Origin of the sequence: Nocardia australiensis, from assembly GCF_020733705.1 — a bacterium.
Classification (GTDB): domain Bacteria; phylum Actinomycetota; class Actinomycetes; order Mycobacteriales; family Mycobacteriaceae; genus Nocardia; species Nocardia australiensis.
Window position 1 is genome coordinate 361406 of the sequence record NZ_JAJFZM010000002.1, and the last position, 23835, is coordinate 385240.

The 23835-nt window shown below is 65.8% G+C and carries 28 protein-coding genes and 1 pseudogene; 13 read left to right on the plus strand and 16 right to left on the minus strand.

What is annotated here, in order from left to right; all coding sequences use genetic code 11:
• Positions 1 to 6: 6 nt before the first annotated feature.
• A pseudogene (locus LKE06_RS16465) lies at positions 7 to 285 on the minus strand (DUF1152 domain-containing protein); the annotation flags it as partial.
• A gap of 397 nt (positions 286 to 682) precedes the next feature.
• On the opposite strand from LKE06_RS16465, the gene LKE06_RS16470 reads away from it, so the two are divergent.
• Positions 683 to 1687: a methyltransferase gene (locus LKE06_RS16470; RefSeq protein WP_227999961.1), complete on the plus strand. Its 1005-nt coding sequence runs from the start codon at positions 683 to 685 to the stop codon at positions 1685 to 1687.
• Between the two features lie 161 nt (positions 1688 to 1848).
• Here the strand turns inward: LKE06_RS16470 and LKE06_RS16475 are convergent, their stop codons facing one another.
• Positions 1849 to 2109: a hypothetical protein gene (locus tag LKE06_RS16475; protein WP_227999962.1), complete on the minus strand. Its 261-nt coding sequence runs from the start codon at positions 2107 to 2109 to the stop codon at positions 1849 to 1851.
• A gap of 142 nt (positions 2110 to 2251) precedes the next feature.
• Between LKE06_RS16475 and LKE06_RS16480 the strand changes: the two genes are divergently transcribed.
• A complete protein-coding gene (locus LKE06_RS16480; RefSeq protein WP_227999964.1) occupies positions 2252 to 3130 on the plus strand; it encodes a Tn3 family transposase in 879 nt (292 codons plus the stop codon).
• 6 nt (positions 3131 to 3136) lie between these two features.
• Here LKE06_RS16480 and LKE06_RS16485 read toward each other — a convergent pair whose 3' ends face one another.
• The 3 genes from LKE06_RS16485 to LKE06_RS16495 form a co-directional block, all read right to left on the minus strand.
• A complete protein-coding gene (locus LKE06_RS16485; protein ID WP_227999966.1) occupies positions 3137 to 4588 on the minus strand; it encodes an amidase in 1452 nt (483 codons plus the stop codon).
• Positions 4589 to 4797: 209 nt separating this feature from the next.
• Positions 4798 to 5055, minus strand: coding sequence for a hypothetical protein (locus LKE06_RS16490; protein WP_227999968.1), 258 nt, complete (start codon positions 5053 to 5055; stop codon positions 4798 to 4800).
• A gap of 57 nt (positions 5056 to 5112) precedes the next feature.
• On the minus strand, positions 5113 to 5301 hold the full coding sequence (locus tag LKE06_RS16495) for a hypothetical protein (protein ID WP_227999970.1): 189 nt from the start codon (positions 5299 to 5301) through the stop codon (positions 5113 to 5115).
• 391 nt (positions 5302 to 5692) lie between these two features.
• Here LKE06_RS16495 and LKE06_RS16500 point away from each other — a divergent pair, with 391 nt between their 5' ends.
• The 4 genes from LKE06_RS16500 to LKE06_RS16515 all read left to right on the plus strand — a co-directional run bounded on the left by LKE06_RS16500 (position 5693) and on the right by LKE06_RS16515 (position 8686).
• Positions 5693 to 6817, plus strand: a complete 1125-nt coding sequence (locus LKE06_RS16500) for a tyrosine-type recombinase/integrase (RefSeq protein ID WP_308188376.1) — start codon at positions 5693 to 5695, stop codon at positions 6815 to 6817.
• Positions 6814 to 7152 carry a helix-turn-helix domain-containing protein gene (locus LKE06_RS16505; RefSeq protein ID WP_227999972.1) on the plus strand — a complete coding sequence of 113 codons (339 nt, stop codon included), beginning with the start codon at positions 6814 to 6816 and terminating at the stop codon, positions 7150 to 7152. The genes LKE06_RS16500 and LKE06_RS16505 overlap by 4 nt, the downstream gene beginning before the upstream one ends.
• Positions 7153 to 7210: 58 nt before the next feature.
• Positions 7211 to 7777 (plus strand): hypothetical protein, encoded by a 567-nt coding sequence (locus LKE06_RS16510; RefSeq protein ID WP_227999974.1) that lies wholly within the window; start codon positions 7211 to 7213, stop codon positions 7775 to 7777.
• Positions 7778 to 8065: 288 nt separating this feature from the next.
• A complete protein-coding gene (locus LKE06_RS16515; RefSeq protein ID WP_227999975.1) occupies positions 8066 to 8686 on the plus strand; it encodes a site-specific integrase in 621 nt (206 codons plus the stop codon).
• A 106-nt stretch (positions 8687 to 8792) separates the two neighbouring features.
• On the opposite strand, the gene LKE06_RS16520 is transcribed toward LKE06_RS16515, so the two are convergent.
• Together LKE06_RS16520 and LKE06_RS16525 are read right to left on the minus strand one after the other, a co-directional pair.
• The gene (locus LKE06_RS16520) at positions 8793 to 9107 is read right to left on the minus strand and encodes a hypothetical protein (protein ID WP_227999977.1); all 315 of its coding nucleotides are present in this window, start codon (positions 9105 to 9107) and stop codon (positions 8793 to 8795) included.
• Positions 9108 to 9550: 443 nt separating this feature from the next.
• Complete coding sequence (locus LKE06_RS16525; protein WP_308188377.1) at positions 9551 to 10642, minus strand: WYL domain-containing protein; 1092 nt, start codon at positions 10640 to 10642, stop codon at positions 9551 to 9553.
• 20 nt (positions 10643 to 10662) lie between these two features.
• Here LKE06_RS16525 and LKE06_RS16530 point away from each other — a divergent pair, with 20 nt between their 5' ends.
• On the plus strand, positions 10663 to 11130 hold the full coding sequence (locus LKE06_RS16530; RefSeq protein WP_227999978.1) for a VOC family protein: 468 nt from the start codon (positions 10663 to 10665) through the stop codon (positions 11128 to 11130).
• Between the two features lie 453 nt (positions 11131 to 11583).
• Here LKE06_RS16530 and LKE06_RS16535 read toward each other — a convergent pair whose 3' ends face one another.
• The 4 genes from LKE06_RS16535 to LKE06_RS16550 all read right to left on the minus strand — a co-directional run bounded on the left by LKE06_RS16535 (position 11584) and on the right by LKE06_RS16550 (position 13470).
• Positions 11584 to 11739: a hypothetical protein gene (locus LKE06_RS16535; RefSeq protein ID WP_227999979.1), complete on the minus strand. Its 156-nt coding sequence runs from the start codon at positions 11737 to 11739 to the stop codon at positions 11584 to 11586.
• A 39-nt stretch (positions 11740 to 11778) separates the two neighbouring features.
• Positions 11779 to 11967, minus strand: coding sequence for a hypothetical protein (locus LKE06_RS16540; RefSeq protein ID WP_227999980.1), 189 nt, complete (start codon positions 11965 to 11967; stop codon positions 11779 to 11781).
• Positions 11968 to 12275: 308 nt separating this feature from the next.
• Positions 12276 to 12869: a GNAT family N-acetyltransferase gene (locus LKE06_RS16545; protein ID WP_227999981.1), complete on the minus strand. Its 594-nt coding sequence runs from the start codon at positions 12867 to 12869 to the stop codon at positions 12276 to 12278.
• Positions 12859 to 13470 carry a TetR/AcrR family transcriptional regulator gene (locus LKE06_RS16550; RefSeq protein ID WP_227999982.1) on the minus strand — a complete coding sequence of 204 codons (612 nt, stop codon included), beginning with the start codon at positions 13468 to 13470 and terminating at the stop codon, positions 12859 to 12861. The genes LKE06_RS16545 and LKE06_RS16550 overlap by 11 nt, the downstream gene beginning before the upstream one ends.
• Positions 13471 to 13582: 112 nt before the next feature.
• On the opposite strand from LKE06_RS16550, the gene LKE06_RS16555 reads away from it, so the two are divergent.
• The gene (locus LKE06_RS16555; RefSeq protein ID WP_227999984.1) at positions 13583 to 13720 is read left to right on the plus strand and encodes a hypothetical protein; all 138 of its coding nucleotides are present in this window, start codon (positions 13583 to 13585) and stop codon (positions 13718 to 13720) included.
• Between the two features lie 183 nt (positions 13721 to 13903).
• On the opposite strand, the gene LKE06_RS16560 is transcribed toward LKE06_RS16555, so the two are convergent.
• Positions 13904 to 15184 carry an RNA polymerase sigma factor gene (locus LKE06_RS16560; protein WP_227999986.1) on the minus strand — a complete coding sequence of 427 codons (1281 nt, stop codon included), beginning with the start codon at positions 15182 to 15184 and terminating at the stop codon, positions 13904 to 13906.
• Positions 15185 to 15199: 15 nt separating this feature from the next.
• Positions 15200 to 15619, minus strand: a complete 420-nt coding sequence (locus LKE06_RS16565) for a YciI family protein (protein ID WP_227999988.1) — start codon at positions 15617 to 15619, stop codon at positions 15200 to 15202.
• A 237-nt stretch (positions 15620 to 15856) separates the two neighbouring features.
• Between LKE06_RS16565 and LKE06_RS16570 the strand changes: the two genes are divergently transcribed.
• The 3 genes from LKE06_RS16570 (at position 15857) to LKE06_RS16580 (ending at position 18350) form a co-directional block, all read left to right on the plus strand.
• Positions 15857 to 16270 carry a YciI family protein gene (locus LKE06_RS16570; protein WP_227999990.1) on the plus strand — a complete coding sequence of 138 codons (414 nt, stop codon included), beginning with the start codon at positions 15857 to 15859 and terminating at the stop codon, positions 16268 to 16270.
• Between the two features lie 8 nt (positions 16271 to 16278).
• Positions 16279 to 17538 (plus strand): RNA polymerase sigma factor, encoded by a 1260-nt coding sequence (locus tag LKE06_RS16575; protein ID WP_227999992.1) that lies wholly within the window; start codon positions 16279 to 16281, stop codon positions 17536 to 17538.
• A gap of 164 nt (positions 17539 to 17702) precedes the next feature.
• Positions 17703 to 18350: a pentapeptide repeat-containing protein gene (locus tag LKE06_RS16580; protein ID WP_227999993.1), complete on the plus strand. Its 648-nt coding sequence runs from the start codon at positions 17703 to 17705 to the stop codon at positions 18348 to 18350.
• Positions 18351 to 18416: 66 nt separating this feature from the next.
• Here LKE06_RS16580 and LKE06_RS16585 read toward each other — a convergent pair whose 3' ends face one another.
• Positions 18417 to 19799: a bifunctional lysylphosphatidylglycerol flippase/synthetase MprF gene (locus LKE06_RS16585; protein ID WP_227999994.1), complete on the minus strand. Its 1383-nt coding sequence runs from the start codon at positions 19797 to 19799 to the stop codon at positions 18417 to 18419.
• A gap of 277 nt (positions 19800 to 20076) precedes the next feature.
• The gene (locus LKE06_RS16590; RefSeq protein WP_227999995.1) at positions 20077 to 20976 is read right to left on the minus strand and encodes a G1 family glutamic endopeptidase; all 900 of its coding nucleotides are present in this window, start codon (positions 20974 to 20976) and stop codon (positions 20077 to 20079) included.
• Between the two features lie 147 nt (positions 20977 to 21123).
• Between LKE06_RS16590 and LKE06_RS16595 the strand changes: the two genes are divergently transcribed.
• On the plus strand, positions 21124 to 21984 hold the full coding sequence (locus tag LKE06_RS16595) for an SDR family oxidoreductase (protein WP_227999996.1): 861 nt from the start codon (positions 21124 to 21126) through the stop codon (positions 21982 to 21984).
• 58 nt (positions 21985 to 22042) lie between these two features.
• Positions 22043 to 23416, plus strand: a complete 1374-nt coding sequence (locus tag LKE06_RS16600) for an FAD-dependent oxidoreductase (protein ID WP_227999998.1) — start codon at positions 22043 to 22045, stop codon at positions 23414 to 23416.
• Between the two features lie 4 nt (positions 23417 to 23420).
• Here the strand turns inward: LKE06_RS16600 and LKE06_RS16605 are convergent, their stop codons facing one another.
• The gene (locus tag LKE06_RS16605; protein ID WP_227999999.1) at positions 23421 to 23831 is read right to left on the minus strand and encodes a nitroreductase family deazaflavin-dependent oxidoreductase; all 411 of its coding nucleotides are present in this window, start codon (positions 23829 to 23831) and stop codon (positions 23421 to 23423) included.
• Between the last annotated feature and the right edge of the window lie 4 nt (positions 23832 to 23835).

The window sequence follows — 23835 nt, forward strand, 5'->3', positions numbered from 1 at the left end:
CACTAACTAGAACTGTCCCCGGCACGGCGTGCCGACCGATTCGTTGAGCGCGGTGAACAGCCAGCGCTCGCCGGTATCGGCGGTGATGGAACTGCCTGAGATCTCGCCCGTCAGCGCCCAATACCGGTGAATGCGTTGATCATTGTCGTCGCTACCTTTCCAGAGCGCGGGCTCCGTAACCCTGTTCGTTCCAGCAGCCAGGATATCGCCGCCCGCGTCGATCACTACGATCTCGTCGGCGTCGAAGGCGGCTGCCGCGCAGCGGATCTGATGCGCGAGACCGTTCGTCCCGGCTTTCGATGTCCATCACGGGTTCCGGTAGTAATCGCGCGAGAAACAACGGCTCAACTCGTTCGGGATCTCAGTTCGGGCCGAACGCAACAGTGCGCTACTCGCCCGCGCCGCCGACCTCCCCGGTCCGGTTCTCGCCGAAGCTATCGGCGTGCACTTCAGCACCGCTCTGGCGGTGGAACAGGCTCGCCGCGCGAGACTAGGCCTACTTCCTCGAGGCCCCCAACCGCGATAGTCTCCACGCGCCGTAGGCGCGGTCAACCCGCCATGGCGCACGCGATCGCTACCACCGCGTCGTGCTCCCTCGGCCGCAGAGTCATCGTTGAGGCACGAACATGACCGAAGGGATAGGACCGATTTTCGGTTGACAGGCAGGGCACAGTGGAGCTTCGTGGGACGCAAGGACGATACGGACTCGATCCGTCGCAAAGCTGGGCTGGCCACACCGATGGCGCTGCGGGTCGCGGTGACCCTGGAATTGCCGGATCGGCTTCTCGGTGACGGCGCTTCCGTCGATGAACTCGCGGTAGAGCTCACCGTTGCTCCGGTCGCGCTCGAGCTCCTGCTGGGCCACCTCGCAACCCTCGGAGTTGTCGAACGGACCGCCACCGGCTACCGGACGACCGAGTACGGGGCGAACCTCTGCGCCGATGCGAACAACGGCCTGACCGATCTCCTGCATCTGGACGCCGCCGGCGGCCGAGCCGAAATGGCATTCATCGAGCTCGCCCACAGCATCGCCACCGGACAAGCGGCCTACCCACGTCGCTACGGGCAGGACTTCTGGGCCGACCTGGCCGAGTATCCGCACCTCCGTGAGTCGTTCGACCGGCAGATGGTCCACCGGTTTCGCGAGCAGATTCCACAGATCGTCGCTGGTTTCGACTGGTCCCGGTTCTCCGCCATTGTCGACGTGGGTGGTGGCCAGGGCAGCGTACTCGCCGCGATCTTGACCGCTCACCCTCGGATGCACGGACACCTGGTTGAGCTCAAACCGACTGCCACACAAGCGCGTTGCACCTTCAGCGCTCACAATCTCGACGAGCGGACACACGTCACGGCGAGCAGCTTCTTCGACCCACTCCCGGCAGGAGCGGAAGCCTATTTGCTGGTCGACATCCTCCACGACTGGGATGACGAGCACGCACACCGCATATTGAGCCGTTGCGTCGAGGCCGCTCACCCAGCCGGACGCGTGCTGGTCATCGAACCAGTCGGCGGGCTGCGGGCCGCCAGCGAATTCAATCTGGCCATGCTGGTGATGTATGGCGGCCGCGAGCGCCAGATCGCCGAGTTCCGCGCGCTCGCCTCGCCACACGGCCTGGTTCTGGACACGGTGACCGACCTGACCGATCAGCGCTGCCTTCTCGAGTTCAAACTCGCCGCCGACCAATGAGACAACCGAAATCTGATCCAACACGAATACTGCACGATCGAATACTGCCCATTCGCCACTCGGCCTACCAGTGTGATCGACACGTTGGTTCCACGGAATCGAGCGCCCGGAACTGGGGAAACTGCGGGGCCGCAGCCATTCGTTGACGTAGGATCGCGGGCCTATTCCGCGCCCCTTGCCAATTCCTCGTACAACCCCTCCAGAGCAGTGTGGTCGTCGTCGGTGCCGATGTGCGGAGCGGCGAACCAGCGCGCGTATTCGGCGATCTCGGAAAGCCGCCAGTCCAGCGCGAACAGTTCGACCATCGCGGAGTCGGGGAGCAACAAGCCGTCGGCCGCAGCGAGCAGGTCTGCGTAGTCTCGTTCGGGCGGTGCGAGAGCCAGCGACTCCCAATCGACCAGCCTCAACCCGTGAGCGGTCATGACCTGGTTATCGTTGTGCGGCTCGCCGTGTGTCGGCACCCATGAGTCCCGCAGGGAGAATACGACTTCCGCCAGTTCCAGATAGCGGTCAGTCCAGCACTTGATCGCATCGTCGCATGCAGCAAGGGCGAGCCTGGTCGCGGTGCCGGACCCGCCGAGCCTGGTGGATCTGCGTCGCCGGGTGGAGAAGATGCCCAAGATCGACCTGCCGGAACTGGTGCTCGAGGTGATGTCGTGGCATCCCGATTTCGTGGAGGCGTTCACTCATGTCTCCGGAAACGATGCCCGCGTCGCCGATCTCGGGTTGTCGGTCGCCGCGCTGCTGTGTTCCTACGCCATGAACGTCGGGTTCAAAGCGGTGGCCGGCCCCGGTGCGGCGGCGTTGACCCGCGACCGGCTGCATCACGTCGACCAGAACTATGTGCGGTTCGAGACGCTCGCTGCCGCGAACTCGGTCCTGGTCAAAGCGCAAGCGGAGATCGGGTTGGCCGGGGAGTGGGGCGGTGGGCTGGTCGCCTCCGTCGACGGGATGCGGTTCGTGGTGCCGGTCCGCACTATTCACGCTCGCCCGAACCCGAAGTACTTCGGCAGAAAACGTGGAATCACCTGGTTGAACATGCTCAACGACCAGTCCGCCGGTCTGTCGGCCCAAGTCCTGCGGGGCACGCCCCGCGACTCGCTGCACACCGTTGACGTGGTGCTCAGCCAGCACGGCGGGAAGGTGCCCGAGGCGATCATCACCGATACCGGCTCCTACTCCGACATCGTGTTCGGGTTGTTCCACCTGACCGGGTATCAGTACCGCCCGGAGCTGGCGAACCTGCCCGACCAGCGGCTGTGGCGCATCGACCCCAATGCCGACTACGGCCCGTTGGACCGCGCCGCACGCGGCCGCATCGACATCGACATCGACATCGACATCGACAGGATCACCCGCCACTGGGACGACATGTGCCGGATCGCGGTGTCGCTGCACTTGTCATTCGTAATCCGCACCTCGTCCTCGACGGACACCCGGTAGTGCGCCCTATTCTGGTGCCTGGAAGCCGCCGATCTTCTGCTCGAGCAGTTCGGCCAGCCGCAGCGGGGTGCGGTCCTCGAACATCGGACCGATGAGCTGCACTCCCACCGGCAGCCCCTCGGGGGACCGGCCCGCGGGTATGGCGGTGGCAGGCAGGCCGGGCATGGTGGCCACACCGGCCCAGACGAGCTGGTCGAAGTACGGGTACTCGACGCCGTCGATGTCGATGTGTCGGTCCTCCAGACCTCCGTTGTGGTCGTGTGGGAAGGCGGGAGTGGGCGTGATGGGGCACACCACGGCATCGAACTCGGCGAAGAGCTGCCGCCAGCCGTGGCGGTGGAGTTCGCGACGGTTGTTCGCCTCGACCCAGTCGCGGTGGCTGAGCACCATGCCGCGCAGCCGCGCCGCATGGAGACTCCGGTCGTCCGCGCTCAGGGCGGCGGCGTGGGTCTGCAGCTGTTCGTACATGTCGACGGAAATACCCGCGGCGGCGTTCGACAGCATCAACGGCATGTAGAGCGTCGCCGCTTCGGTCGGATCGGGCAGCAGCGGACTGCGCCGTTCGACGCGGGCGCCCTCGTCGACGAGCGCCTCGGCGACCCGGTTCACGCCCGCCCGCACCGTCGATCCGGTCGGAATGAGCGGATGGTCCTCGATGATCAGGACACGGAAGTCCGACAGCCGCTCGTGGCGCGCGGGCGGCAGTGCGACGTGGTAGGCGACGCCGTGGGTCAGCGGGTCCGGTCCGGCCATCACGTCGAGCAGGAGCGTGAGGTCGCGGGCGGTGCGCGCCATCGGACCGACAACAGCGAGGTCGAGGTCGATCGGCAATGCCGGTGCGGGCGGCGCGACCATGCCGCGGGTTGCCGCCAGCCCGAGTGTCGGCTTGTGCGCGTAGACGCCGCAGAAATGAGCGGGGGTGCGCAGCGAACCGGCGAGGTCGGAGCCGATGGACAGCGCGCCGAATCCGGCCGCCAGGGCCGCCGCCGAACCGCCGGAGGATCCGCCCGACGTGCGGCCGTGATCCCACGGATTGTTGGTGGTGCCGTAGATCTCGTTGAAGCTCTGGATATCTCGCAGCATCAACGGCACATTGGTCTTACCGAGCACCACCGCGCCGGCGGCCTTCAGCCGTGACACCTGTACCGCGTCCTCGGCCGGTACGTAGTCCGCGTGCTGCGGCATGCCCCAGGTCGTGGGCAGCCCGGCGATGTTGTAGGACTCTTTGACCGTCACCGGGATGCCGAGCAGCGGCCGGTCCTCGCCGCGGGCGCGCGCCTGGTCGGCAGCACGCGCGGCGGCCCGCGCATTATCGAAGTCCGGCACACAGATCGCGTTGATCGCCTTGTCGTCCCGCTCGATACGGGCGATCGCCTCGTCGGTCAGTTCCACCGAGGTCACCGCACCGACACGCAAGGCAGCCGCGAGTTCTTCCGCCGACCGAAAATTCCACTCCATGAATCCGACGCTATTGGCCTGCCGGAGAGGACATAAAATGCCGCTTCGCACAACGGGAAAGTCGAACGGACCACCTGCATTGGTGAAGTCACGCACTCGTTGTGCCATCGGGGACGGCCCACCCCAGGTCACAGCGTCGGCAGTGGGCCAACTCCATTAGCGCAGGGCATGAAATGCCGCTTCGCACAACGGGACAGATGTCTCAATGCTCACCGGTTCGCCGTGTCCAGGTCGGGCACGTCGAGCATCAGTACCTCCTCCGCGCGCGCCGAGGACTCGTAGAGCATGTGCCAGGACACCCGGTCCCGTAGCGCGGCATCCGATCCCAGGATCTGGGCGACCCGGTCCCTGCTCAACGCCTTGCTGGTGTCCGCCGGCGCGGGCTCAGCCCGCAACCGCACCAACGGGTCACCGACCAGCCACTCCTGCTTGCGCCAGTACGCGCACGTGGTGCGCAGCGCCGCCAACCCCGACGTTGAACGTCGTAGCCGCCTTGTTGTCCCACACGAAGGTGAACCACCCGCTCACCCGATCCGGCTCCAGGACCAGCAGCGCCACATTCGCGTCCGCGCCGAAGTCGGCGACAAGCGGTTCAACACGATGCCGTAGCCGCGGCGAGTGTTCGTCGCCGGGATCGTGTCGAGGAACACCTTCACCGCGTCCGCCAGGCGCACGCCCGCCGGCCGTGTCGGCAGGCTCGAAACCGTCCCCATCGCACCATCTCTCGCGCTATCGCGGATTAATTCTGGAGTCGACCCGACGCGAAAGGGTAATAACACCGAGCCGGCCTTGGGACTATCGCAGATAAAGAGTCCTGATCTGCGATAACTGCTTAGCGCCGGATTCCGCGCGAATGTTCTTTCTAGCGCCAATTGCATTGGATGCGAATTCGCTACAGTCTGCGAATCGAAGTGACGGATGTCGGCAATGTGGCTGATGGCCAAGGGAATTCAGTTGTCCGACCGGTTGTGATGGTAGTCGGCGCTGCGGTCTCCTGCGGTGTACGACATGCCGTCTTCCCTCGATGACCAGCAACTCTGCCCATCACTCGCATACGATGCGACTATCTCGCATCTGATGCGACTGGCGGAGGGTGGGTTTTCGGTGGGTTTGGATGGTGGTGGAGCGCCGGGCGCGGCCCGGCTGCAGCTGGTCGACGGTGTCTCGCTGTTGCGGCCGGACGAGCAGGTGTTCGACGCGATGCTGGCCGGATTCGCCAACCAGCAGCTCGCGCGGAACTTTGCTCGCACGACGGTCGAGAGCCGGGCGAACACGGTGAGGGCGTTCGCCGCCTACGTCAACGCCTATCCGTGGCAGTGGACGCCGGCGATGGTCGACGAATGGCTTGGTGACCTGCGGTCGTTGCGGGATCTGAAGCGGTCCACGATCCGCTCGTACTCCGAGGCGATCCGGTCATTCTGCCACTTCGCCACCGATCCGCTCTACGAGTGGCCAGCCACCTGTGAGCAGCGGTTCGGCTCCCATCCGGTTCAGATCGTGCACGAGTGGAACACCGCAGTTCACGTGCAGGACAACGAATCCGACCCGAAGAAGCGGGCATTCACCAAGGCCGAGCTGCACGCATTCTTCGAGCATGCCGATAGCCAGGTCGCCCGGATCCGGGCGTTCGGTCGCAAGGGCTGGCTGCCCGCTTTCCGGGACGCGACCCTGTTCAAGACCGCGTACGCATTCGGGTTGCGGCGCAACGAAACCCGAATGCTCGATGCCGCCGACTTCGGCACCAACCCGCACGCACGAGAGTTCGGGCACTTCGGCCGCTGCCAGGTCCGATTCGGCAAGGCGAAGAAGGGTTCACCACCCAAGCGTCGCGGGGTGCTGACAGTCTGGGACTGGACCCCTGACGTTCTCGACGAATGGTTCACCGAGATCCGGCCACTGTTCGGTGCCGACGGCAACCCGGCGGCCTGGCCGTCCGAGCGCGGGCTGCGGATCGGCAACCAGCGGCTGAACTCACGCTTCGCCGCTTACCCGGATGCGCTCGGCCTGGACACCGGGCTCGACTTCCATGGGCTGCGCAGGTCGCATGTCACCCATCTCATCGAGGACGGTTGGGATCCTCGCTTCGTGCAGGAACAGGTCGGACACGAGCACGCCAGCACGACATCGATCTACACCTGCGTGTCGTCAGACTTCCGTACCCGCACCCTGCGCCGGCACCTGGACGCGACCGTTACCGCCGCCCTCGAAACCCAAAAGGTGAACGCATGAAACGCACCGTCGGCTACACCTGGCGCCTGCGCGAACTCATGGCCACCCGCGGCAAGTTCACCGCCACGGAACTGGTCCCGCTGCTGCGCGAGCGAGGCATCGACCTGTCGGCCTCCCAGGTCCACCGCCTGGTGTCGGGGACCCCGGAAAGGCTTTCCCTGCAAGTGCTCTCCGCGCTCTGCGACATCCTCGGCTGCACCCCGGCGGACCTGGTCGCCACGCATGCCGAGAACGCCGGGGTCAGCCGCACTGCCACCGACGACCTGCCAGGACCGGTGCCGTCGAACGTGGCGAAGCTGCGGCCGCGTCCGGCTCGGATCCTGCCCGACGCATGAGCCCGGCCTATCGGACCGTTGAGCAGTACGAGCGCTGGCACAAGAAGACCTGCGCCCGATGCGGTCGGCACGGCTTTTCGCCGGGACCTGGCCCGACGGGTATGTCTGCCGCACCTGTCACGACCGGGCACTGCGAATCCGCGGCGTCTGTCCCGACTGCGGGACAGAGCGGATTCTGCCCGGTGTCCGCACGGCGGGCGCAAGAACACCGATCTGCGCCGACTGCGCCGGGTTCACCGTCTCCTACCAGTGCGTCCAGTGCGGGCACGAGGGAAAGCTCCACGCCCGGCACCTCTGCACACGCTGCACCTTCGCTGATGAACTCACTGACCTTCTCAGCGACGACGCCGGCCGCATCCGGCCCGAGCTCGCCCCGCTCGCCGCGCACCTGCTGACAATGAACGCCCCGTTGTCGGGGCTGTGCTGGTTGAAGCACCGCAAAGGCCGTGACCGCGAACCCGCGGACCTGCTGGCCGAACTCGGCCGCGGCGAGATCGAGTTGACCCATGATGCCTTCCACACCCTTCAGCCCTGGCGGGCCGCCGCGCACCTGGAGGAGCTGCTGATGGCCTGCGGGATCCTGCCCCAGGTCGACAGCAGATCTGCGCGTTCGAACGTTGGCTGATCCAGCACCTGGACACCATCACCAACCCGGAACACGCTCGTCTGATCAGGCGGTTCTCCGTCTGGGACGTGCAGCCGCGGTTGCGGTCACGGGCGGACCGAAACCCGCTCACCGTCAGCAGCCGCCGAGGCTTCACCGGTCAGATCAACCAGGCGACGCTGTTTCTCGGCTGGCTCACCCAGCCGTGACCTCACGCTGGCTAGCTGCGGCCAAAGCGACATCGACGCATGGCATGTCGAACACGGGGCCCATACCCGCACCCGCATCCGCGGGTTCCTGCTCTGGTGCATGGCCAACAAGCTCACCCGCCAATTCAGGCTTCCCACCCTCGTGATCGGCCCAGCAACACCGATGCCGCAGCAACAGCGGATCGACCTGCTCGGCCGCCTGCTCACCGAGCCGGACCGGCCACTGCGGTCCCGCGTCGCGGCGGCAATCGTGCTGCTCTACGCGCAGCCCGTCAGCCGCATCGTCCGGCTCACCCTCGACGACGTGCTCGGCGAAGGCGACACGACCCTGCTGCGCCTCGGCGAGCCACCGTCGCCGGTTCCGGGCCCGGTCGCCGAGCTGTTGGTGTCCTGGATCGACCAGCGCACCAACATGAACACCGCCACCAACCGCGATTCCCGCTGGCTGTTCCCGGGCCGCCGCGCCGGCCAGCCGATGCACCCCGAAACCCTCGGAGCCCTGATCAAAGCCCTCGGCGTTCCCAACATCCCAGGCCGTGTCGGTGCGCTACACCAGCACGTTCTCGAACTGCCCGCCCCGGTCGTCGCCGATGCTCTTGGCTACCACCACCACACGACCACCCGCGCCGCCGCCCAGGCCACCGCCACCTGGACCCGCTACGCATCAGGCCCACGGGCCCGGAGACCGTCCGGCTGGGCACCCCGAACTGGCGATAGTTGATTAACGCGAGCCACCAGAACGGAACCCCTACATCGCACGCCAAGTAGGTGTGGAGTGCGCCGATATCGCGTTCTACGACTTCGAACAACGCCCCACGATAGGGGTTTTACTGGCAGTGGTGGTTGCGCCGGTAACGGATAGTTCCGCCGTCGAGGTCGATAACGCGATCACTGCGGTGTCCGTCTCCGGCGGCCTGGTTCAAACGCAGAACCTTCTTAGATTCGGTCTCTTCGACAACGTGTCGATACGACGGCGACAGCACTGCTTGAAGATCACCGAGCATCCCCGCCGCTGCGCCACCTGATGGCGACGGCCGCCGTTTACGCCAGTAGATCCATCCACGTTGCTCGGCCCACAGCCCGATCCTGTCGAGGATCAGCCCCACCATCACCAGCAGCACGGCAAGGACAAGCCAATGCACCCCAACCCCTCCTTCTGCGCCGACACCCTACCGACACTACCGACGGATGGACCGCGGCGAGAACCCACGACGGTTGAATACGAGACCTCACCAGTCCACTCGGGTTCTGTCGGTTCGACGGGATGCCGGAACTTCTTAGCGCCGGATCTCGGGCGACTGTCCCTTCGGTGCGAGGCGACGCCTGATCGTCAGTGAGCTGACCGGGTGATACGACAGACCCGTCAGCAGTTGGCGACACGGGATATCAGTGGCGTTGGTGATGGCGAACGTTGCGGGAATAGTCGGTGAGTTCGCTCCGGGTGCCGTCGGTGTCAGTGGTGTCGCGACATCGCTGGCAGCACAGCTGGGCCCAGCTGTGCTGAACGAACTGCGGCCGCGTTCTACATGGCCGGATTGTCGGCACAGGTCGTTTGCGGCGAGCGCCCATCTGCCTGGGAGGGCGGTCAGCCGAGCCCTGCGGTGTGCCCTGCGCGACGGGACAGATCGGCGAAGGCGTCACGTAGTGAAACCGGGCCGATGACCTCGATCTCGGTGTCGAAACGCGCCAGCGTCGCTGCGAGTGCGGCCCAGGACCAGGAACCGATCAGCAGTCTGGTTCGGGCGGGGCCGAGTTCCTCGACGACACCGTCGCCGGCGAACGGGGCCACCTTCGCGGCGGGGAGGTCGAGAATCACCTCGCCGCGGCATCGCCAGGTGTTCGTGGCTTCGGAACCTTTGAACCGGGCGGAGAGGAAGGTGGCGATGTCGCCACCCGGCACTTGCCGGGGTGTGAAGCGCGGCCCGTTGGGGATGCGAAGCGTGATCCGGTCGGCGCGGTAGATCCGCCAGTCCCGGCGTTCTGGGTCCCATCCGATGAGGTACCAGCGTCCGCCCCGGACCACGAGGTGGTGCGGTTGCACCCGGCGGGCCGGCCGCGGGCCGGTGTCATCCGGCCGGGCCGGGGACTGGTAGGCGAACCGCAGTTCCTCTCCGGATCGGATGGCAGTGCTCAGAGCGAGCAGGACGTCGGTGTCGACTTGGGGATCGGCCCCGCGCCCGGCCGATTCGACCGCGGTGATCTCGAGGGCGTCGACGCGCTGCCGCAAGCGGGCGGGCATGACCTGGCGCACGGTCGCCAGGGCTCGTGCGGCAGCCTCTTCGATACCTGCTCCCGTCCCGACCGCGATCCGCAACGCCACGGCGAGCGCGACCGCCTGCTCGTCGTCGAACAGCAACGGCGGCAGTTCGTTTCCTACGTCGAGCCGGTAACCGCCCTCGGGTCCCTTGACCGCCCGCACTGGGTAACCGAGCTCGCGCAGGCGATCGACGTCGCGACGCACCGTGCGGTCACTGACACCCAGTCGTTGGGCGAGTAGCCCGCCCGGCCAATCACGGCGGACCTGCAACAACGACAGCAGGGAGAGCAAGCGACGGGAGGTCACCGTCGAGGAGGCGATCGGCATGGTTTCCAGACTGTCACGAATAGCGGACGTTCCCTGACCGGTACTGGTGACATAGTCGCTTCCGTCGCCGGAAGCCTTCGGCGGCGAAACCACTTGTGAAGGACCGGATCACCATGTCGGTACACGCTGTTGCCCACCTGAACTTCCACGGCCAAGCCCGTGCGGCCCTGGAGTTCTACCAGTCGGTGTTCGGCGGGCAGACCATCATCGCCACCTACGACGACTTCGGGATGCCCGCCGAGTTGCCCGGCGCCACCAAGGTGGTGTTCGGCCAGGTCGTCGCGGACAACGGATTCCGGGTCATGGCCTACGACGTGCCCGGCGAGGACACACCGGTCACCCGGGGCGTGCCCACCACTCGCCGCGAGAACGGCACCACCGTCACCAAGGAGCCGTTCTTCCTGTCTGTCCGCGGCGAGACCGTCGAAGAGGTCGGCGCGATGTGGGAACGCCTCGCGGACGGTGCGACGGTCATCGAGGAATTCGGTCCGGCGCAGTGGGCACCCGCCTTCGGAATGCTGACCGATCGCTTCGGTATCACCTGGATCCTCGACGTCGCGGCCGAGTACGTCCAGGCCTGAAGCATTCCTCCACCGCTGCTCCGGGGTGCGGCCGGACCCGGCCGGACCCCGGCCCCACCGTCCCGGTGGACCGCCGGTCACGAACCACGCAGGAGACACCCCATGCACACTCGCCCAGGCCTGCGCCGTCGCACCGCCCACGACCGCACCTGCGGCTGATCAGCCGGTTCGACCACCGCGAACTGCCCGCACAGAACCATCCACGATTCCCGGCCGCGGCCCGGCTCCAACATCCGCTGCACCCGCAATCCGTCCTCCGCACCCCATCCAGCCGGAAAGTCGGGACGGCGACGTATGACCCCCACCGATCGGTGATCAAGTCCGCGGTGGACTGGGATATCGGCGAGCTGGTGTACGTGTGTAATGTCCCCGGCTGCGATTTCACCTCCGACACCCATGAGGTACCCGACGACTTCGTTTGGTAGACACGCGATCTCGGTTTCTGGAGCGCGATCAGAGTCGGCCGCCGCGGGTCAGCCGCATGAGCGCCTCGAGCCCGGCTTCCTCGTCGGATTCGGCCATCAGCTTCTCGATCGTCTGCTGCGACAACGTCGCGCGCATGCCGAGCACGTCGGCGGTGAGACGGTCGAGTTCATCGAGCGCGGCCACATATGTTGTGAGAGCAGCCTTCTCGCTGGCGGTGGCGACTTAGACCGCCCAGCGGGCGGCTTGGCTGCGGAACAGCGCCTGGTCGGCGCGCTGGTTCTGGTAGACCTCGATGGCCCGGTTCACCGTGGCGTCGCCGAGCCGGTAGGGCTCGGCCAGCGCCGGCGTGAACAACTCGAGCTGCCCGCGGGTGACGTCGATACCCTCGTGGACGAGCGCCGGATTTCTCAAATCTGGCCCCCGCGGGCCGACAAGCCGCCGAGAGCACCTGTAGTGACAGGTGTTTCGGAGTACCGGAGACCAGGCAGTGGATCTGGGAGGCGCACGATTCGATGCCGCGCTCGTGCCGCAGCGTGACCGGTTCGGTCGCGGCGGTGCGGGTGAGCCTCCCCCACACTGGTTCACAGCGCCTTTGTCGTTCCTCCCTTTCCGCACCTCCTGTCGGCGTGCCGGAAACGAAGCCGAGCAGCTGCGTTGGTGTCGGCTCGGATGCGGCCGAACTCCGCCGCTACCTCCGTAGGCGCTCGCTTCGCGTCGGGTCAGTCCTGTACCAGCTTCATGGAGATGTAGTGGTTGATGCCCGTCCGTCTGGTGTGCCGCACTTTCCGTCGCTTGTACTCGACGAAGCCGAGCCGTTCGTAGAGGGCCAGAGCAGTGGTATTGATATCGGAGATGTCCTCCAGGAGGTACTCGCCATAACCGGGGAGCGCGAGCAGATGCCGCAGCAGAGCGGTGGCTACCCCGCGGCCCTGGTATCGCGATGCCGTTCCGACGAATTCGAGGGAAGCGGTCGCGCCCCCGGCTTCGGGTATGGTTCGCAGGAACTCGCGCCGGAACACCAGGTGAGCGATTGTCCCGTTGACCAGGCCGAGGTGCTTGCGCAGTTGTCCACCGTCGGGTGTGACGCATTGTTGCCTGCCGTCGGTGCAGGCCGTGATACCAGCCGGTCGGCCGTCGACAAGGGCCACATAGAACAGGTCGAGCACCAACATGTGTTCGAAGGTTTCGGTGAGTTGTTCGGTGCTCTTGGCGAAGTACGAGAAGTCGGGACCGAAGGCGTCGGCGAAGACCTCGGTGATCGGTCTGCGGTAGTCTTCGCCCAGCTCGCGGGCGGAAACGATCTCAATCGTCATGGCTGTCCTCGATCAGGAATGCGGTCAATACGTTCGTACTGGGGACAACAAGCCGGTCGCGCAGCGCCAGCTTCATCGTCGCCAGACCACTCAGCGCGGCGAAAAAGCAGGTAGCCAACTCCGCCGGGTCACCGTCACGGAACTCGCCGAGCTGTTGCCCCCGGCCGATCAATCTCTCGGCTGCTTCCATCGCAACCGATTGCGCATCGACCAGCGACCGGATTTCGGGCGGTCCATCCTGCCACCCGAATGACTGGTTCATGATCAGGAAGAACTCGGGGAAATCGCCGCCTCCGTCTATGCCGCCGAGAACTTCGGCAACGAACCGGCGGAGGATCGCCGCCGGCGATTCGCTGCCCTGGAAGAGGTGAGCGAGCTGACGTAGCCCACCTGCCGCCTGGCCCACCAACTGCCCGAAGAGCTCTTCTTTGGTCTCGTAGTGCCGGTAGATCGAGCCAGGACTGATACCCGCCTCGCGGGCGATATCACGCATGGTCGTGCCACCGAAACCACTGCGGGCGAAGAGCCGGATCGCCGCCGCGCGGACCTTCTCCTCGGTCGCGGTTCGCATTGCCTCGTAGCGCTCTCCACTACGTGCCACCACACCTCCGCACATGTAGAATGAACATTCGTTCATCCTACATGAGGAAGGTGCAGAGTCGTCAAAATGGCCGCGCCCGCAGCCCGGAGGCGGACTCGGGCAACGCCACGGGATGACGACCCGGGTCTTGGCCTACGTTCTCGCCGACGATGCCGAGCGCCGCACCCCTTCGGAAGCTCTCGACCGGGCCGCAGGTCGGTCCGGCCATGAACGCAAGCCCCAGGTGCGCGCGCCGATACCTATCGGGTGAGGATTTCTGGTATACAGACCGGTTGAATACGGGTCGTTACCAGTCCACTCGGGTTCTGTCGGTTCGACGGGATGCCGGAACTCCTTAGCGCCGGATCTCGGGCGACTGTCCCTCAACCTCCTATGCAGCGCCCGAAGCACTACCGACACAACGGTGCAGATCCATTGGCAGCGGATCCATCCGTCAGCCGAGGTCGGCGAGCTTATGTTCCAGCACCGCGCGTTCACGCTCATTGGTGCAGAGATCTGCCGCGACTTCCAGTTCGGTGCGTGCTTCTGCTGCGCGTCCGAGGCGAATGAGTAACTCCCCGCGGACGGTTGGCAGCAAATGCGAATTCGGCAGCGCCCCAGTGGCCTTCAGTTCATCGACTATTTGTAGTGCCGCGGCCGGGCCCTGTGCCATGGAAACCGCCACCGCACGGTTGAGGTCGACCACCGGCGACGGTGTGAGCCGACCGAGCGCCTCATAGATCAGCACGATGCGCTCCCAGTTCGTCGCCGCGACAGATGGTGCGACGGCATGGCATTCGGCGATTGCCGCCTGTAGGCCGTAGGCGCCCAGGCCTCGGCCGAGCTGCCCTGCGCGGGCCAGGGCGGCTTGCCCCCGACCAATCGCCGCGCGGTCCCAATGGCGACGATCCTGGCGTTCGAGTAGCACCGGCTCACCGTCGATCCCGATACGGGCGGGGAAACGAGCCGCAGTGAGCTCGAGCAGTGCCAGCAGGCCGTGGGCTTCGGGTTCGTTCGGTACGAGCCGGGTCAGCACTCGCGCCAGGCGCGTGGCCTCGCTGGCAAGGTCGAGCCGGATCAGGTCGTTACCGGAACTGGCCGAGGATCCTTCGGTGAAGATCAAGTAAACAACGCTGAGCACCGAGCCGAGGCGCTCGGTGCGATCCTGTGCCCCCGGCACCATGAACGGTACTCGGGCGGCCCCAAGGGTCTTTTTGGCTCGGGTGATCCGAGCTTGCACGGTCGCGGTCGGGACCAGGAAGGCCTTGGCGATTTCGTCGCTGGTCAGACCGGCGACCACCCGTAGGGTGAGCGCCACCCTCGCCTCCCGCGAGAGCACGGGGTGGCAGGAGATGAACATCAACGCGAGCATGTCGTCATCGATCTGGTCGGGATCCCACAGCACGTCCCCGGCGTCTTCGGCCGGATCGGCGCTGCCCGACACGGCACCGCCCTCGCCCAGGTTGTGGGCGAGCGCGGCGTACCTCTCGTCGAGGGCCGAGTGCCTGCGGAATGTGTCGATCGCTCGGCGGCGGCCGACCGTGAGCAGCCATGCCGCGGGATTGCGCGGTGTGCCGGCACGTGGCCAGCTCACGAGTGCCTCGGCCAGCGCCTCCTGTGCGAGGTCCTCGGCCAGCGTGAAGTCGCCGGTGTAGCGCGCGAGCGCGCCGACGATTCGCGCGGATTCGATCCGCCATACCGCTGCGACAGCCTCACGGCCGGTGGGATCGGCCATCGTCCGCCGATCCGCTCAGAGCTGACCGGTGGCTTCGCGCCATGCTCGCTCTTTCTGGATCCACTCGTTGTCCTGCGGGAATTCATCGATCGATGTGACGCGGCGGATCTCGGTCTTGAATCCGGGACCGGTGATCGGCGACCGCTTGGCCCACTCGATGGCCTCCTCCTTCGAAGCCACATTGAGGATGTAGAACCCGCCGAACAGCTCCTTCGTCTCGCCGTAGGGCCCGTCGGTCACCACCGGTGTCTCCGAGGAGTAGTCGACGACGACGCCCTCGGCGGCTTCGTCGAGTCCCTCGGCCGCGACGAGCACGCCGGCCCGGATCATTTCGTCGTTGTACTTGCCCATGGTCGCGAGCATCTCGGTGAAGTCGATGGCCGCCATCCCCGCGTATGCCTTGTCGGTGGCGCGCATAATCAGCATGTACTTCATGGTCGGTTCTCCTTTGGCTATTCGGGTCCCGTTCGGACCCTTTCACCTTTGGGTCGAATGGGGAGCGCGCTGGATCGACACGCCGCTGGACTTTCTCCGAGAAATCTCTGAGAACGGGGCCTCCTCGGAACCAGCCTTTCACCCACGGGATCCCACTGCATGTCTGAGAATGGTCGGCGGCTGCGACGTACCTGACGAGTGGCGCCGACGAAGCGTCGCCGGAACCGAGGAGTTGTCATGAAATACATGATTCTGAGCTACGGCTCGCAGCAGGACTATGACGGCCTGGTGGGTAAGGAAACCGGCAAACCGGCATGGACCGCCGATGAATTCACCGCGGTGGTCGAGTTCATGGGGGAGTTGAACAAGAGACTCGAGCAGTCCGGTGAGCTGGTCGGGACGGGTGGGCTCGCCGAGCCGGTGCATACCCGGCGCATTACCACCCGCGACGGTGCGCCGTTCGTTACCGACGGGCCGTATGCGGAGACACAAGAGGTGCTCGCCGGATACTGGATCGTCGAATGCGAAAGCTTCGACCGCGCAACCGAAATCGCGGCCGAACTGAGCAAATGCCCGGGACCCGCGCACGTTGTCGAGACGGCCTACGCCGATGTTCGCCCGATTCACGGGTCCGCGCCCGAATTCGGCTGAGCGGTCGGGTGTCGGATACCGAGGTGGTGGACCTGCTGCGGCTCTCGGCGCCGCAGGTCCTCGCCGCGCTGGTGCGGCGGTACGGGCATTTCGATATCGCCGAGGACGCGGTCCAGGAGGGATTGCTCGCGGCGGCTACACAGTGGCCGGCCGCGGGCATCCCGGATGATCCGCGGGCCTGGCTGATCACGGTCGCCTCTCGCCGTCTGACCGATCTGCTGCGCAACGAGCAGGCGCGGCGCCGCCGCGAGGACACCGTCGCGCGATGGGCGTTACCGGAGGACTGGCTGACACCGCCCGCCGACCGGAGGCAGGCGGATTCCGACGACACCCTCGTGCTGCTGTTCATGTGCTGCCATCCGTCGCTATCACCCACCTCACAGGTATCGCTGACGTTGCGCGCGGTCGGTGGCCTGACCACCGGGGAGATCGCCCGCGCATTCCTGGTGCCCGAGGCAACGATGACCAAACGCATCGGCCGCGCCAAGAAGTCGATCAAGGACAGCGGTGTGCCCTTCGCACCGCCATCGGCCGCCCAGCGCGATGCGCGACTGACTGCGGTCCTGCATGTGATCTACCTGATCTTCACCGAGGGCTATGCCTCGACAACAGGTACGAGCCTGCATCGCGTCGAACTGTCCACGGAGGCGATACGCCTCGCCCGCATGGTGCACCGGCTGTTGCCGGGCGACACCGAAGCCGCTGGGCTGCTTGCGCTCATGCTGCTCACCGACGCGCGCCGAGCCGCGCGTACCGGCCCCGGCGGCGAACTCGTCCCGATGGAAGATCAGGACCGCTCCCGCTGGAACGCCGAAACCATTGCGGAAGGGATCGCGCTGATCACCGCCGCCCTGCCGCGCGGCGAGCCTGGCCTCTATCAGTTGCAGGCAGCGATCGCCGCCGTGCACGACGAGGCCCGCGTCTACAGCGCGACCGACTGGCCACAGATCATGCTGCTCTACGAACGGCTGCTACTGCTTGTCGAGAATCCGATGATCGCGCTGAACCACGCTGTGGCGGTATCGATGGTCCGGGGTCCGCACGCCGCGTTGTCATTGCTCGACGAGCTCGCCACCGACCCGCGAATGTCCGGCGACCACCGCTTGCACTCGGTCCGTGCTCACCTGCTGGAACAGACCGGTGATAGCGCAGCCGCTCGCGAGTCGTATATCCGTGCGGCGCAACGGACTACGAACATCCCTACCCAGCGTTACCTCTACGGCCGAGTTGCCGGAATCGACGCTGTCGCCGGTCTCGACGATCGGTGACCGTCCTCGACGAGCATCGCAGCGCGTCCGACGGATCGGTCGTGGGCGGTGGCCGGCCGTTTCCGCACCCACGGTTGGCGGGGAGTCGACGGCCTGAATCTACTGTCGGACCGGCCTGGTAGACAGGGGGATCGGTTGACAATCGAGAGTCGGGAGGTCGGGGGATGCCCCGTGAGCTGGAGGATCTGCCCTACGCGCGCTACCTGAAGGCGGTAGAGGGTCCACTCGAGCCCGAAGGTGACTACGAGTGTGTGCGGCTCAGCGACGCCGATATCGACGATGTCGACCTCGGCCATGCTCGGTTCTCCGAATCGGCGTTCACCTCCGTGGCGTTCAACCGGGGGAGCATGCGATATTCGCGGTTCTCGGATGTGTGGGTGCGGAATGTGCGCTGGGTGGGCACTGAGTTGGCCGATACCTCATGGCAGGACGCGGAATTGATCGACGGCGTCCTGGCGGGGGTCGACCTGGGCGGATCGCATCTACGGCGGGTTCGCTTCGAGGGATGCAAGTTCGACTCGGTGAACTTCCGCCGGGCGAAGCTGCGCGATGTGTCGTTCGTGGATTGCGTGCTGCGGCACCCCGATTTCGGCGACGCGGAACTGACGAACGTGACTTTTCCCGGCACCATGCTGCAGGGACTCTTGCTGAGCCGGGCACGCCTGAAGAAGTTCGATCTGCGCGACGCGGTCGGCGTCGGCATTGCCGACGGAATCGACGCTTTGCGGGGCGCGACGATCAGCCACAGCCAATTGCTGGACCTGGCGCCGGATTTCGCCCGTGCGATCGGAATCGTCGTCGTAGACGGGTAGTCCATCTGTTCAATTCGCTACACGCCGCTGCCGATTGAGATATTGAGGGGTTACCCCCTCCGGGGGTCAGTACTGTTTGCGGTGCGGTATGAACTCCAGCGTGAGCAGCGCCGCGGCCGCCAAAAGGACCTCGCGCCAGCGGATCAGGACGAAACGTTGCTCGGACATCGCCCGGAACTTGCGCAGGAACCGGTAGAGCGATTCCAGTCTGATCAGTGGATCGCCGAGATGCACAAGCACATAGATCAGGTTGGCGGTGCGGGAGCGCTGCTGGTCGGCGAATAATTCCGGGAAAGGCGCGAATGCCAGCGAGATTCGCTGCACGCCCTGTTCACGCGCATAGTCGACGAGGTCGAGAATCATCCTTTCATCCAAGCCGTTGGGAGCGTCCTTACGCCGCCACGGCACGTCCAAGCTGAGCTCGCGCCCGCGATTGGAAACCCCGTAGCGCTGGAACCCGGCGACCTGCCCGGAGTCATCGCGCGCGATCACCACGAGCATGCCAGGGTTTCGCCCGTCGAGCAGGTGGTCGAGGATCATTGAGAAACCCCGGCTCTGCCTGCCGTAGTTCCATTCGTCGACAATGGCGAGCAGGTTTTCGCGCATTGGCTCGTCGAGGGTGGCTTCGCTGACGACCTCGGTGGTCACCCCGAAATTGCGGGTGCGGCTGACGGCCTGGCGCAGATTCCGGAACTTCCGCCCGACCACGTCGAAGGTGTTCACGTCGATCACCACATCGCGCCCGATCGGGATCGCGCGCAATCCGCGATGCTCGATCGCGCGGTGGCGCCACATCTCGGCGAGTTCCGGGCTTGCCCCGAGCACCGCTATTCGCCAACCCTGGTTGGCCGCGAATTCGGAGAATTCCGAAAGTAATTCGGAGAATCCCGCGCGCTCGCCGATGGGGTCACCGGCGACGACCGCGATACCGAACCGAGCGCGATAGCCGATCGCCGCGGTCGCCTGGGCGTTGAAGAAGTAAGTTTTCGACGAGTGCAGTGCGAAGGCGGCCAGGGGATCGTGTTCGGTCCGCCCGACGAGCTCGGCGACTCGATACAACTGCTCGGGCTGCGGACGGCTGGACTGCGGAAACATCAGGATGAACCCGGTCGAGGCCAGGAATACGAATCCGAACTCGGGATGTGAGGCACGGTAGGCGAGGTTGGCCACCGCGAGCACGCAGACCGCGATCGTCAGGTGCGCCAATGTGATCGGTCGCCGCAGATGCAGGCCACGAACCACGAACAACCCGGAAATCGACACCGCGACAAACCAGCCGTGATCGATGCCCTGGCCTGCGGCATGCCATGCCTCGTAGACCAGCAGTGCGCTCAGCAGCAACAACGAAATGGTCAGTATCGGTCGCAGCGCGGGTGTCGCGGTGAAAGCCGCCTGCCGGTATCCGGCCAGCGTCATGCTGCGTGCCACTGTCTTCGGTTCCTCAGCCACGTGCGTACCTCATCAGGGCGCACCGCGCGTGGGCGCACGGCACCTTCACGAATAGGTTCCCCATATGGTCCTCCCGATGATCCGGCACCAAGCTCGCATCATGCGTAACATGTGACCGGCATCCGAACATTCCTTCGACGCCGAGTTGGTATCTGCGGCGCGGGGCGTTGCCAGTCGGCGTCTTCCTCGCCAATGCTCTCGGGAAATCCCGTCCGGGTCCATTCCTTTTCGGCGTTCGCGGCCGCGCGCGGTTCGCCCTTATCAACGCTGCGGCGGGTTATCGGGTCACTGTGAAGGCGGTGCCGCCCGCAGTGATCGGGCCAGGTGCGAGGACGCCGTTGGTGGCGGCGATCGAGTAGGGGACCGGGGTGAATTCCGTCAGTGGCTTTCCGTCGACCTCGATGTCGGTAAACGCGACCGGGGAGAATGCGGGCAGTGCGTTGTCGAGTTGGCCCTCGACGACGATCTCCGCGGTCAGGGCCGGGGCACTGGATTGCTGGACGGTCCTACGGGTCCAGCCCTTGGTCTGGTTGGACAGTGTCATCGTGTAGGCGGTCCCGTCGTAGGTGACCGATGACGTCATGCGGTCGCCGGGGGCGGAGGTCACGTCGCCGTACCGCACTGGCGCGGCCGGGTACGCCTCCCACCAGACGGTCCGTTCGGTACCCTGCGCACACAGGCTATGTGGGCTCGCCGAACCAGTTCCCGCCGCCGTGCATCCGCCGCTCACCACCTGGCCGAGGACAGTGTTCAAGCCTGCGGAGACCTCGATCATCCGGCGGAATGCCGAAGGATCGCTTCCGGACGCGTCGGCGAAATTCTCCACTGTCAGCCCTGGCATCGACGCGAGCATCCCAGCGTCACTGACACACGTCGCCTCGGACCCGGTCTGCATCAGCGGCAAGGCCACCGAGCCGTCGACCTTCGAGCCGTTGAGTCCGATCCACGGCGAGACCCGCTGGATCACGCCGGTGTCGGTGCAGGTCACCTCCGGTTCGATCCATTGTGCGGAGATGCTGTGGAAGTTCCCGGTGAGTACGTAGCCCGCCCAGTTCGAGACCAGGGCGTCCGTCGGCCCGGCCGCCGAGGGGCCCGCGGCCCACGTGACTGCGGTCACCGCCGCCACCGCCGCGACAATCCGATGACGAGCCCAACCCTTGCCACGGCGAGTCCACATAGCCGCAGACCATAGCTCACAGCTATGGTTCGGCCAGTGTGACGTGGCTGTTGTTCGATGGTTGATGCGAGCGGCGATCTTGTGTCCGAGACAGGCGGTGGAGAATCTATAGACAATAGTGTTCGCATACGCCTATGGTCTTGACCCATGACGAAGTTCGACGGCAAGCGCTGCCTGATCACCGGGGCCGCCAGTGGCCTCGGACGCAGTACCGCACTCGCGGTCGCGGCCAAGGGGGCATCGGTCCTGCTCACCGATATCGATGGCAGCGGTCTGGCGCAGACCGCCGCGGATGTGCGGGATTCCGGCGGCGTCGTGCACCTCGCGGCGCCCGCCGACGTGAGCGACTACGACGCGGTGGTCGCACTGGCCGCCAAGGCACATGCCGTGGTCGACAGGGTCGACATCGTGATGAACGTGGCAGGCATCGCCACCTGGGGAGCGGTGGATCGGCTCACCCACACGCAATGGCGGCGGACCATCGACATCGACCTGATGGGCCCGATCCATGTGATCGAGAAGTTCCTGCCGCGGATGATCGAGGCAGGCAATGGCGGACACCTGCTGAATGTGTCCTCGGCGGCCGGATTGTTGGGCTTGCCGTGGCACGCGCCCTACAGTGCGGCCAAGTTCGGACTGCGCGGCGTGTCAGAGGTCCTGCGGTTCGACCTGCGCCGCCACGGTATCGGCGTGAGCCTCGCCGTTCCCGGCGCGATGGCGACACCGATGGTCGACAGCGTCGACATCGCCGGCATCGATCGCACCGACGCGAGCGTCCAGCACGCCGTCGGCCTGTTCATGCGGCACGCGGTCACTCCCGAAGCGGCGGCGCGGTCGATCGTGCGCGGCGTGGAGCGCAACCGGTACCTGGTGTACACCTCGCCCGATATCCGGGTGGGGTACTGGGCGCAGCGGTACTTCCCGCCCTCCTACAACCTCGCCATGCGGGGGCTGAATTGGGCGATGATGCGCTACGTCGACAAGCAGGCCGCGGCCGCCGCACGCTGACCGGTCCTCGATGCGACCCGTTGATTCCGGGTCGTGCGCTCGACGTAGCGTTGCCGGTATGAGTGAGCGACTGGTGGTCATCGGGGGAGACGCGACGGGCATGTCGGCGGCATCGCAGGCGCGCAGGCTCCGGACGGCGAGTGAACTCGAGATCGTCGTATTCGAGCGGGGACATTTCACCTCGTTCTCCGCGTGTGGGATTCCCTACTGGGTGGCAGGCGATGTGCCGGAACGAGATTCGCTCATCGCACGCACGCCCGAGGAGCACCAGGCCCGCGATATCGATCTGCGGATGCGCACCGAGGTACTCGAAATCGATGTGGCGGGCGGCCAGGTGCGCGCCTGTGGTCTCGAATCCGGCGCCGAATCATGGACGGACTACGACAAACTCGTCATCGCGACCGGCGCGCGCCCCATTCGCCCGCCACTGCCCGGTATCGACGCACCGGGTGTACACGGAGTGCAGACCCTCGACGACGGACAGGCACTCATCGAAACCTTGGAGCGGACGGCCGGTAAAAAGGCGGTCGTCATCGGCGCGGGCTATATCGGTGTCGAAATGGCGGAGGCGCTGGTCAAGCGTGACTACGGGGTGACGATGGTCAATCGCGGTGCCGAGCCGATGTCCACCCTCGACCCGGATATGGGCGCGCTGGTGCGAACCGCGATGTGCGGCATGGGAATCGAGATCGTGAGCGCCGCCGAGGTCACCGCGATCCGGACCGGTGCCGACGGGCGGGTGAGCGCGGTGGTGACCACCGAGGCCGAGTACCCGGCGGACGTGGTGATCCTCGGCATCGGCGTGCGTCCGGAAACCGAGTTGGCCGCGGCGGCCGGGTTGCCACTGGGCAAACATGGCGGCCTGCTCACCGATCTGGCGATGCGGGTACGCGGCCATGAAAATGTATGGGCGGGTGGTGATTGCGTCGAGGTGCTCGACCTCGTTTCCGGTCTGGAACGTCACATCGCGCTCGGCACCCACGCCAATAAGCACGGCCAGATCATCGGTTCCGGGGTCGGCGGCGGATACGCGACCTTCCCCGGTGTCGTCGGGACCGCGGTGAGCAAGGTCTGTGATCTGGAGGTCGCACGAACCGGCTTGCGCGAGCACGACGCCCACGCAGCAGGCTTGCAATTCGTAACTGTGACAATCGAATCCACCAGCCGATCCGGGTACTATCCGGGCGCGGCGAACATGACGGTGAAGATGCTCGCCGAGCGACGCACCGGACGCTTGCTCGGCGTGCAGGTCGTCGGCGGCGAAGGCGCGGGCAAACGGGTGGATGTCGCGGCCGTCGCGCTCACCGCCGGCATGACGGTGGAGCAGATGACGGCACTGGATCTCGGCTACGCGCCGCCGTTCTCACCGGTATGGGACCCCGTGCTGGTGGCCGCGCGCAAGGCGGTCGCGGCAGTAGCGCGGCGCGGGTAGCGACTCAGGCGTCTCGGCGGTACACCGTGACGACCGGGATCACTCGCTCGGTGTTGGCCTGGTACTCGGCGAACCCGGGCATGATCTCGACCATCCTGGCGTACAGCTCATTACGTTCGGGGCCGGTCACGATGACGGCTTTCGCCGGGTACTTTTCGGTGCCGATCTCCACAGTGAGTTCCGGGTTCGCGCGCAGGTTGTGGTACCAGGCCGGATTCTTGTCCGCACCGCCGTTGGACGCGATGAGCACGATGCGTTCGTTATCGGGCAGGTATGCGAGTGGGTTGAGGATCTGACGTCCGGACTTCGCGCCGGTGGTCGTAATCAGCACCATGTTCGCACCCTCGAACATGCCGCCGACCTTGCCCCCGTTGGCTCGGAACTCCTCGATGATCTGGGTATTGAAGTCGCTCATGTGA

Bases quoted from the DNA above. Each gene is read 5' to 3' on its own strand.
- LKE06_RS16475 (WP_227999962.1), bottom strand. From the start codon at position 2,109: ATGACCGCTCACGGGTTGAGGCTGGTCGATTGGGAGTCGCTGGCTCTC.
- LKE06_RS16485 (WP_227999966.1), bottom strand. From the start codon at position 4,588: ATGGAGTGGAATTTTCGGTCGGCGGAAGAACTCGCGGCTGCCTTGCGT.
- LKE06_RS16495 (WP_227999970.1), bottom strand. From the start codon at position 5,301: ATGGGGACGGTTTCGAGCCTGCCGACACGGCCGGCGGGCGTGCGCCTG.
- LKE06_RS16505 (WP_227999972.1), top strand. From the start codon at position 6,814: ATGAAACGCACCGTCGGCTACACCTGGCGCCTGCGCGAACTCATGGCC.
- LKE06_RS16510 (WP_227999974.1), top strand. From the start codon at position 7,211: ATGCGGTCGGCACGGCTTTTCGCCGGGACCTGGCCCGACGGGTATGTC.
- LKE06_RS16515 (WP_227999975.1), top strand. From the start codon at position 8,066: ATGGCCAACAAGCTCACCCGCCAATTCAGGCTTCCCACCCTCGTGATC.
- LKE06_RS16530 (WP_227999978.1), top strand. From the start codon at position 10,663: ATGTCGGTACACGCTGTTGCCCACCTGAACTTCCACGGCCAAGCCCGT.
- LKE06_RS16545 (WP_227999981.1), bottom strand. From the start codon at position 12,869: ATGACGATTGAGATCGTTTCCGCCCGCGAGCTGGGCGAAGACTACCGC.
- LKE06_RS16555 (WP_227999984.1), top strand. From the start codon at position 13,583: ATGACGACCCGGGTCTTGGCCTACGTTCTCGCCGACGATGCCGAGCGC.
- LKE06_RS16560 (WP_227999986.1), bottom strand. From the start codon at position 15,184: ATGGCCGATCCCACCGGCCGTGAGGCTGTCGCAGCGGTATGGCGGATC.
- LKE06_RS16565 (WP_227999988.1), bottom strand. From the start codon at position 15,619: ATGAAGTACATGCTGATTATGCGCGCCACCGACAAGGCATACGCGGGG.
- LKE06_RS16570 (WP_227999990.1), top strand. From the start codon at position 15,857: ATGAAATACATGATTCTGAGCTACGGCTCGCAGCAGGACTATGACGGC.
- LKE06_RS16580 (WP_227999993.1), top strand. From the start codon at position 17,703: ATGCCCCGTGAGCTGGAGGATCTGCCCTACGCGCGCTACCTGAAGGCG.
- LKE06_RS16590 (WP_227999995.1), bottom strand. From the start codon at position 20,976: ATGTGGACTCGCCGTGGCAAGGGTTGGGCTCGTCATCGGATTGTCGCG.
- LKE06_RS16595 (WP_227999996.1), top strand. From the start codon at position 21,124: ATGACGAAGTTCGACGGCAAGCGCTGCCTGATCACCGGGGCCGCCAGT.
- LKE06_RS16600 (WP_227999998.1), top strand. From the start codon at position 22,043: ATGAGTGAGCGACTGGTGGTCATCGGGGGAGACGCGACGGGCATGTCG.
- LKE06_RS16605 (WP_227999999.1), bottom strand. From the start codon at position 23,831: ATGAGCGACTTCAATACCCAGATCATCGAGGAGTTCCGAGCCAACGGG.